This window comes from Pseudomonas sp. M1 (genome assembly GCF_022760135.1).
Classification (GTDB): Bacteria; Pseudomonadota; Gammaproteobacteria; order Pseudomonadales; family Pseudomonadaceae; genus Pseudomonas; species Pseudomonas citronellolis.
Genome location: NZ_CP094343.1, coordinates 6,978,482 through 6,984,680, shown reverse-complemented (window position 1 = coordinate 6,984,680; position 6,199 = coordinate 6,978,482). Strand labels below are relative to the sequence as shown.

General features: G+C 53.6%; 1 protein-coding gene, 2 tRNA genes and 3 rRNA genes. 1 reads left to right on the top strand and 5 read right to left on the bottom strand.

Annotated elements, in window-relative coordinates; all coding sequences use genetic code 11:
• Positions 1-588: 588 nt before the first annotated feature.
• From rrf to PM1_RS31035, 5 genes are all read right to left on the bottom strand, one after another.
• Positions 589-704, bottom strand: a 5S ribosomal RNA gene (gene rrf / locus PM1_RS31055).
• A gap of 134 nt (positions 705-838) precedes the next feature.
• Positions 839-3,728, bottom strand: a 23S ribosomal RNA gene (locus PM1_RS31050).
• A 234-nt stretch (positions 3,729-3,962) separates the two neighbouring features.
• Positions 3,963-4,038 (bottom strand) — tRNA-Ala (locus PM1_RS31045).
• 15 nt (positions 4,039-4,053) lie between these two features.
• A tRNA-Ile gene (locus PM1_RS31040) sits at positions 4,054-4,130 on the bottom strand.
• 80 nt (positions 4,131-4,210) lie between these two features.
• Positions 4,211-5,747: ribosomal RNA gene (locus tag PM1_RS31035) — 16S ribosomal RNA — on the bottom strand.
• The 16S, 23S and 5S rRNA genes sit together here with 2 tRNA genes alongside, the layout of an rRNA operon.
• 136 nt (positions 5,748-5,883) lie before the next feature.
• Between PM1_RS31035 and PM1_RS31030 the strand changes: the two genes are divergently transcribed.
• The gene (locus PM1_RS31030; protein WP_177333608.1) at positions 5,884-6,156 is read left to right on the top strand and encodes a hypothetical protein; all 273 of its coding nucleotides are present in this window, start codon (positions 5,884-5,886) and stop codon (positions 6,154-6,156) included.
• The last annotated feature ends 43 nt before the right edge of the window (positions 6,157-6,199 follow it).

Genomic DNA, 6,199 nt, shown 5'->3' with positions numbered 1-6,199 from the left:
GCCTTGCTCCTTGAGGAAAGGCCGACTGGCTGGAATTCGGCGCCGCTCTCATGGGGCGCGAGCAGACTCTATGAAAGCAATGTGACAGCCAGATGAAAACCGACGGGCTCGGAGAAGAAATGTGACGGTATTTATTACGGAATATTTCAATCGAAACGAGCGCCGAAGAAACACCCCGTAGGATGGGTTTCGAGGCCTGAACCCACCTGTAGGAGCGGGCCCTGCCCGCGATTTCGCGCGCAGGGCGCGCTCCTACAGGGGAACGCCACGGGTGGGGCGGCGTAGGAGCGGATCTTATCCGCGAAGTGCGCCGGAACCGCCGGCAATCGCGGACAAGGTCCGCTCCTACAGGTGCAGGCCCCGCGTAGGATGGTGACGTCGGTGGGACGCGTAGGATGGCGTTGAGCGAAGCGATACCCATCGCCATGGCGATGCCTCACGTGTAGGAGCGGGCCCTGCCCGCGATTCGCGCGCAGGGCGCGCTCCTACAAGGGGAATGCAATGGCGTGGATGGGATCACCCCGGCTTTCCGCGCCCCAAAAGCAAAACCCCCGACCAGCCAGGCTGATCAGGGGTTTTGGGATAGGTGCTTGACGATGACCTACTCTCACATGGGGAAACCCCACACTACCATCGGCGATGCGTCGTTTCACTGCTGAGTTCGGGATGGGATCAGGTGGTTCCAACGCTCTATGGTCGTCAAGCAATTCTTTCGGATGCTCGTGGCTTGCGCTCACGCTCACCCTGATTCGGGTATGTGACAGGTCTTCTTTGCGGTTCACACGAACTTTCGGTTCGTCGACTTCACCGTCTAACACACAAATTGTTTGGGTGTTATATGGTCAAGCCTCACGGGCAATTAGTATCGGTTAGCTCAACGCCTCACAGCGCTTACACACCCGACCTATCAACGTCGTAGTCTTCGACGGCCCTTCAGGGGAATCAAGTTCCCAGTGAGATCTCATCTTGAGGCTAGTTTCCCGCTTAGATGCTTTCAGCGGTTATCTATTCCGAACATAGCTACCCGGCAGTGCCACTGGCGTGACAACCGGAACACCAGAGGTTCGTCCACTCCGGTCCTCTCGTACTAGGAGCAGCCCCTCTCAAATCTCAAACGTCCACGGCAGATAGGGACCGAACTGTCTCACGACGTTCTAAACCCAGCTCGCGTACCACTTTAAATGGCGAACAGCCATACCCTTGGGACCGGCTTCAGCCCCAGGATGTGATGAGCCGACATCGAGGTGCCAAACACCGCCGTCGATATGAACTCTTGGGCGGTATCAGCCTGTTATCCCCGGAGTACCTTTTATCCGTTGAGCGATGGCCCTTCCATACAGAACCACCGGATCACTAAGACCTACTTTCGTACCTGCTCGACGTGTCTGTCTCGCAGTCAAGCGCGCTTTTGCCTTTATACTCTGCGACCGATTTCCGACCGGTCTGAGCGCACCTTCGTACTCCTCCGTTACTCTTTAGGAGGAGACCGCCCCAGTCAAACTGCCCACCATACACTGTCCTCGATCCGGATCACGGACCAGAGTTAGAACCTCAAGCATGCCAGGGTGGTATTTCAAGGTTGGCTCCACGCGAACTGGCGTCCACGCTTCAAAGCCTCCCACCTATCCTACACAAGCAGGCTCAAAGTCCAGTGCAAAGCTACAGTAAAGGTTCACGGGGTCTTTCCGTCTAGCCGCGGATACACTGCATCTTCACAGCGATTTCAATTTCACTGAGTCTCGGGTGGAGACAGCGCCGCCATCGTTACGCCATTCGTGCAGGTCGGAACTTACCCGACAAGGAATTTCGCTACCTTAGGACCGTTATAGTTACGGCCGCCGTTTACCGGGGCTTCGATCAAGAGCTTCGCTTTCGCTAACCCCATCAATTAACCTTCCGGCACCGGGCAGGCGTCACACCCTATACGTCCACTTTCGTGTTTGCAGAGTGCTGTGTTTTTAATAAACAGTCGCAGCGGCCTGGTATCTTCGACCGGCGTGGGCTTACGCAGTAAATACTTCACCCTCACCGGCGCACCTTCTCCCGAAGTTACGGTGCCATTTTGCCTAGTTCCTTCACCCGAGTTCTCTCAAGCGCCTTGGTATTCTCTACCCGACCACCTGTGTCGGTTTCGGGTACGGTTCCTAGTTACCTGAAGCTTAGAAGCTTTTCCTGGAAGCATGGCATCAACCACTTCGCTCTCTAAAAGAAAGCTCGTCATCAGCTCTCGGCCTTGAACACCCGGATTTGCCTAAGTGCCCAGCCTACAACCTTAAACTTGGACAACCAACGCCAAGCTGGCCTAGCCTTCTCCGTCCCTCCATCGCAGTAACTAGAAGTACAGGAATATTAACCTGTTTCCCATCGACTACGCATTTCTGCCTCGCCTTAGGGGCCGACTAACCCTGCGTCGATTAACGTTGCGCAGGAACCCTTGGTCTTTCGGCGTGGGAGTTTTTCACTCCCATTGTCGTTACTCATGTCAGCATTCGCACTTCTGATACCTCCAGCAAGCTTCTCAACTCACCTTCACAGGCTTACAGAACGCTCCTCTACCGCGCATCTTGCGATGCACCCGTAGCTTCGGTGTGTGGTTTGAGCCCCGTTACATCTTCCGCGCAGGCCGACTCGACTAGTGAGCTATTACGCTTTCTTTAAAGGGTGGCTGCTTCTAAGCCAACCTCCTAGCTGTCTAAGCCTTCCCACATCGTTTACCACTTAACCACAACTTTGGGACCTTAGCTGACGGTCTGGGTTGTTTCCCTTTTCACGACGGACGTTAGCACCCGCCGTGTGTCTCCCACGCTGACACTTCCAGGTATTCGGAGTTTGCATCGGTTTGGTAAGTCGGGATGACCCCCTAGCCGAAACAGTGCTCTACCCCCTGGAGTGATACGTGAGGCGCTACCTAAATAGCTTTCGAGGAGAACCAGCTATCTCCGAGCTTGATTAGCCTTTCACTCCGATCCACAAGTCATCCCCTACCTTTTCAACGGGAGTGGGTTCGGTCCTCCAGTCAGTGTTACCTAACCTTCAACCTGCTCATGGATAGATCGCCCGGTTTCGGGTCTATACCCAGCGACTAAACGCCCTATTAAGACTCGCTTTCGCTACGCCTCCCCTATTCGGTTAAGCTCGCCACTGAATATAAGTCGCTGACCCATTATACAAAAGGTACGCAGTCACCCAACAAGTGGGCTCCCACTGCTTGTACGCATACGGTTTCAGGTTCTATTTCACTCCCCTCTCCGGGGTTCTTTTCGCCTTTCCCTCACGGTACTGGTTCACTATCGGTCAGTCAGTAGTATTTAGCCTTGGAGGATGGTCCCCCCATGTTCAGACAACGTTTCACGTGCGCCGTCCTACTCGATTTCACTTCCTAGAACCTTTCACATACGGGGCTATCACCCACTATGGCCGCACTTTCCAGAGCGTTCTGTTAGATTCTAAGAAGCTTAAGGGCTAGTCCCCGTTCGCTCGCCACTACTAAGGGAATCTCGGTTGATTTCTGTTCCTCAGGGTACTTAGATGTTTCAGTTCCCCTGGTTCGCCTCACACACCTATGGATTCAGTGTGTGATAACCAGCTTATGCTGGCTGGGTTTCCCCATTCAGAGATCTCCGGATCAAAGTCTGTTTGCCGACTCCCCGAAGCTTATCGCAGGCTACCACGTCTTTCATCGCCTCTGACTGCCAAGGCATCCACCGTATGCGCTTCTTCACTTGACCATATAACCCCAAGCAATCTGGTCATACGTCTCGAACGTGAAGACGACATTCGCCGAAAATTCGCGCTTGAACTCGCAAATTTTACCTTGACTTGAACAATCCCCAGTGAAAGAGATCATTCAGTCTACTTCTATCACATACCCAAATTTTTAAAGAACGGTTCCGGTACAAAGACCAGACAGCAAGGTTCGTTCTATCGAACATTCCTGTCTGAGCTTTACGACGATTTGGAGATGGTGGAGCCAAGGAGGATCGAACTCCTGACCTCCTGCGTGCAAAGCAGGCGCTCTCCCAGCTGAGCTATGGCCCCCTAATTTCCAACGATTGGTGGGTCTGGGCAGATTCGAACTGCCGACCTCACCCTTATCAGGGGTGCGCTCTAACCGACTGAGCTACAGACCCATATAGGGTTGCCTAACCGTCGCTTACCAGTGAATCAAGCAATTCGTGTGGGAGCTTATGAGAAAGCCGGGATCTTCGATTAAGGAGGTGATCCAGCCGCAGGTTCCCCTACGGCTACCTTGTTACGACTTCACCCCAGTCATGAATCACTCCGTGGTAACCGTCCCCCTTGCGGTTAGACTAGCTACTTCTGGAGCAACCCACTCCCATGGTGTGACGGGCGGTGTGTACAAGGCCCGGGAACGTATTCACCGTGACATTCTGATTCACGATTACTAGCGATTCCGACTTCACGCAGTCGAGTTGCAGACTGCGATCCGGACTACGATCGGTTTTCTGGGATTAGCTCCACCTCGCGGCTTGGCAACCCTCTGTACCGACCATTGTAGCACGTGTGTAGCCCTGGCCGTAAGGGCCATGATGACTTGACGTCATCCCCACCTTCCTCCGGTTTGTCACCGGCAGTCTCCTTAGAGTGCCCACCTTAACGTGCTGGTAACTAAGGACAAGGGTTGCGCTCGTTACGGGACTTAACCCAACATCTCACGACACGAGCTGACGACAGCCATGCAGCACCTGTGTTCCGATTCCCGAAGGCACTCCCGCATCTCTGCAGGATTCCGGACATGTCAAGGCCAGGTAAGGTTCTTCGCGTTGCTTCGAATTAAACCACATGCTCCACCGCTTGTGCGGGCCCCCGTCAATTCATTTGAGTTTTAACCTTGCGGCCGTACTCCCCAGGCGGTCGACTTATCGCGTTAGCTGCGCCACTAAGATCTCAAGGATCCCAACGGCTAGTCGACATCGTTTACGGCGTGGACTACCAGGGTATCTAATCCTGTTTGCTCCCCACGCTTTCGCACCTCAGTGTCAGTATCAGTCCAGGTGGTCGCCTTCGCCACTGGTGTTCCTTCCTATATCTACGCATTTCACCGCTACACAGGAAATTCCACCACCCTCTACCGTACTCTAGTCAGGCAGTTATGGATGCAGTTCCCAGGTTGAGCCCGGGGATTTCACATCCATCTTACCAAACCACCTACGCGCGCTTTACGCCCAGTAATTCCGATTAACGCTTGCACCCTTCGTATTACCGCGGCTGCTGGCACGAAGTTAGCCGGTGCTTATTCTGTTGGTAACGTCAAAACAGCAAGGTATTAACTTACTGCCCTTCCTCCCAACTTAAAGTGCTTTACAATCCGAAGACCTTCTTCACACACGCGGCATGGCTGGATCAGGCTTTCGCCCATTGTCCAATATTCCCCACTGCTGCCTCCCGTAGGAGTCTGGACCGTGTCTCAGTTCCAGTGTGACTGATCATCCTCTCAGACCAGTTACGGATCGTCGCCTAGGTGAGCCATTACCCCACCTACTAGCTAATCCGACCTAGGCTCATCTGATAGCGTGAGGTCCGAAGATCCCCCACTTTCTCCCGTAGGACGTATGCGGTATTAGCGCTCCTTTCGGAACGTTGTCCCCCACTACCAGGCAGATTCCTAGGCATTACTCACCCGTCCGCCGCTGAATCCAGGAGCAAGCTCCCTTCATCCGCTCGACTTGCATGTGTTAGGCCTGCCGCCAGCGTTCAATCTGAGCCATGATCAAACTCTTCAGTTCAATACTGATCGGGTTTTGAGAAAACCCTAAACTTGGCTCAGCAATCGCAAAAAACTCTCGAATTCACGAGTGTTACTTGTGATGCTGATAATCTTGCGATCACCAGTCTTAACTCACAAGCACCCACACGAATTGCTTGATTCAACTTGTTAAAGAGCAGTTGGTTAAGGCTTTCGTCTCAACCGAGGCCGCGCATTCTACGCCAACCTCTTATTTCGTCAAGCGTTATTTTCAGAATTTTTCGTTCCTACTCAACCGCTTGCGCTGTCGATCGGCCGGAGCTTCTCGTCAGCGGGAGGCGCATTCTACAGCGATCAAACTCACTGTCAAGCACCTCGGCGATCTTCCTTTTGGCTCGCTGCCGGAGCAGCTGCCGAACCCAAAGGCGGCGAGTGAACCACCCACCTGACCACCACTCTCAACTTCTAACCTGCTTAAGTGCTTGATTTTCA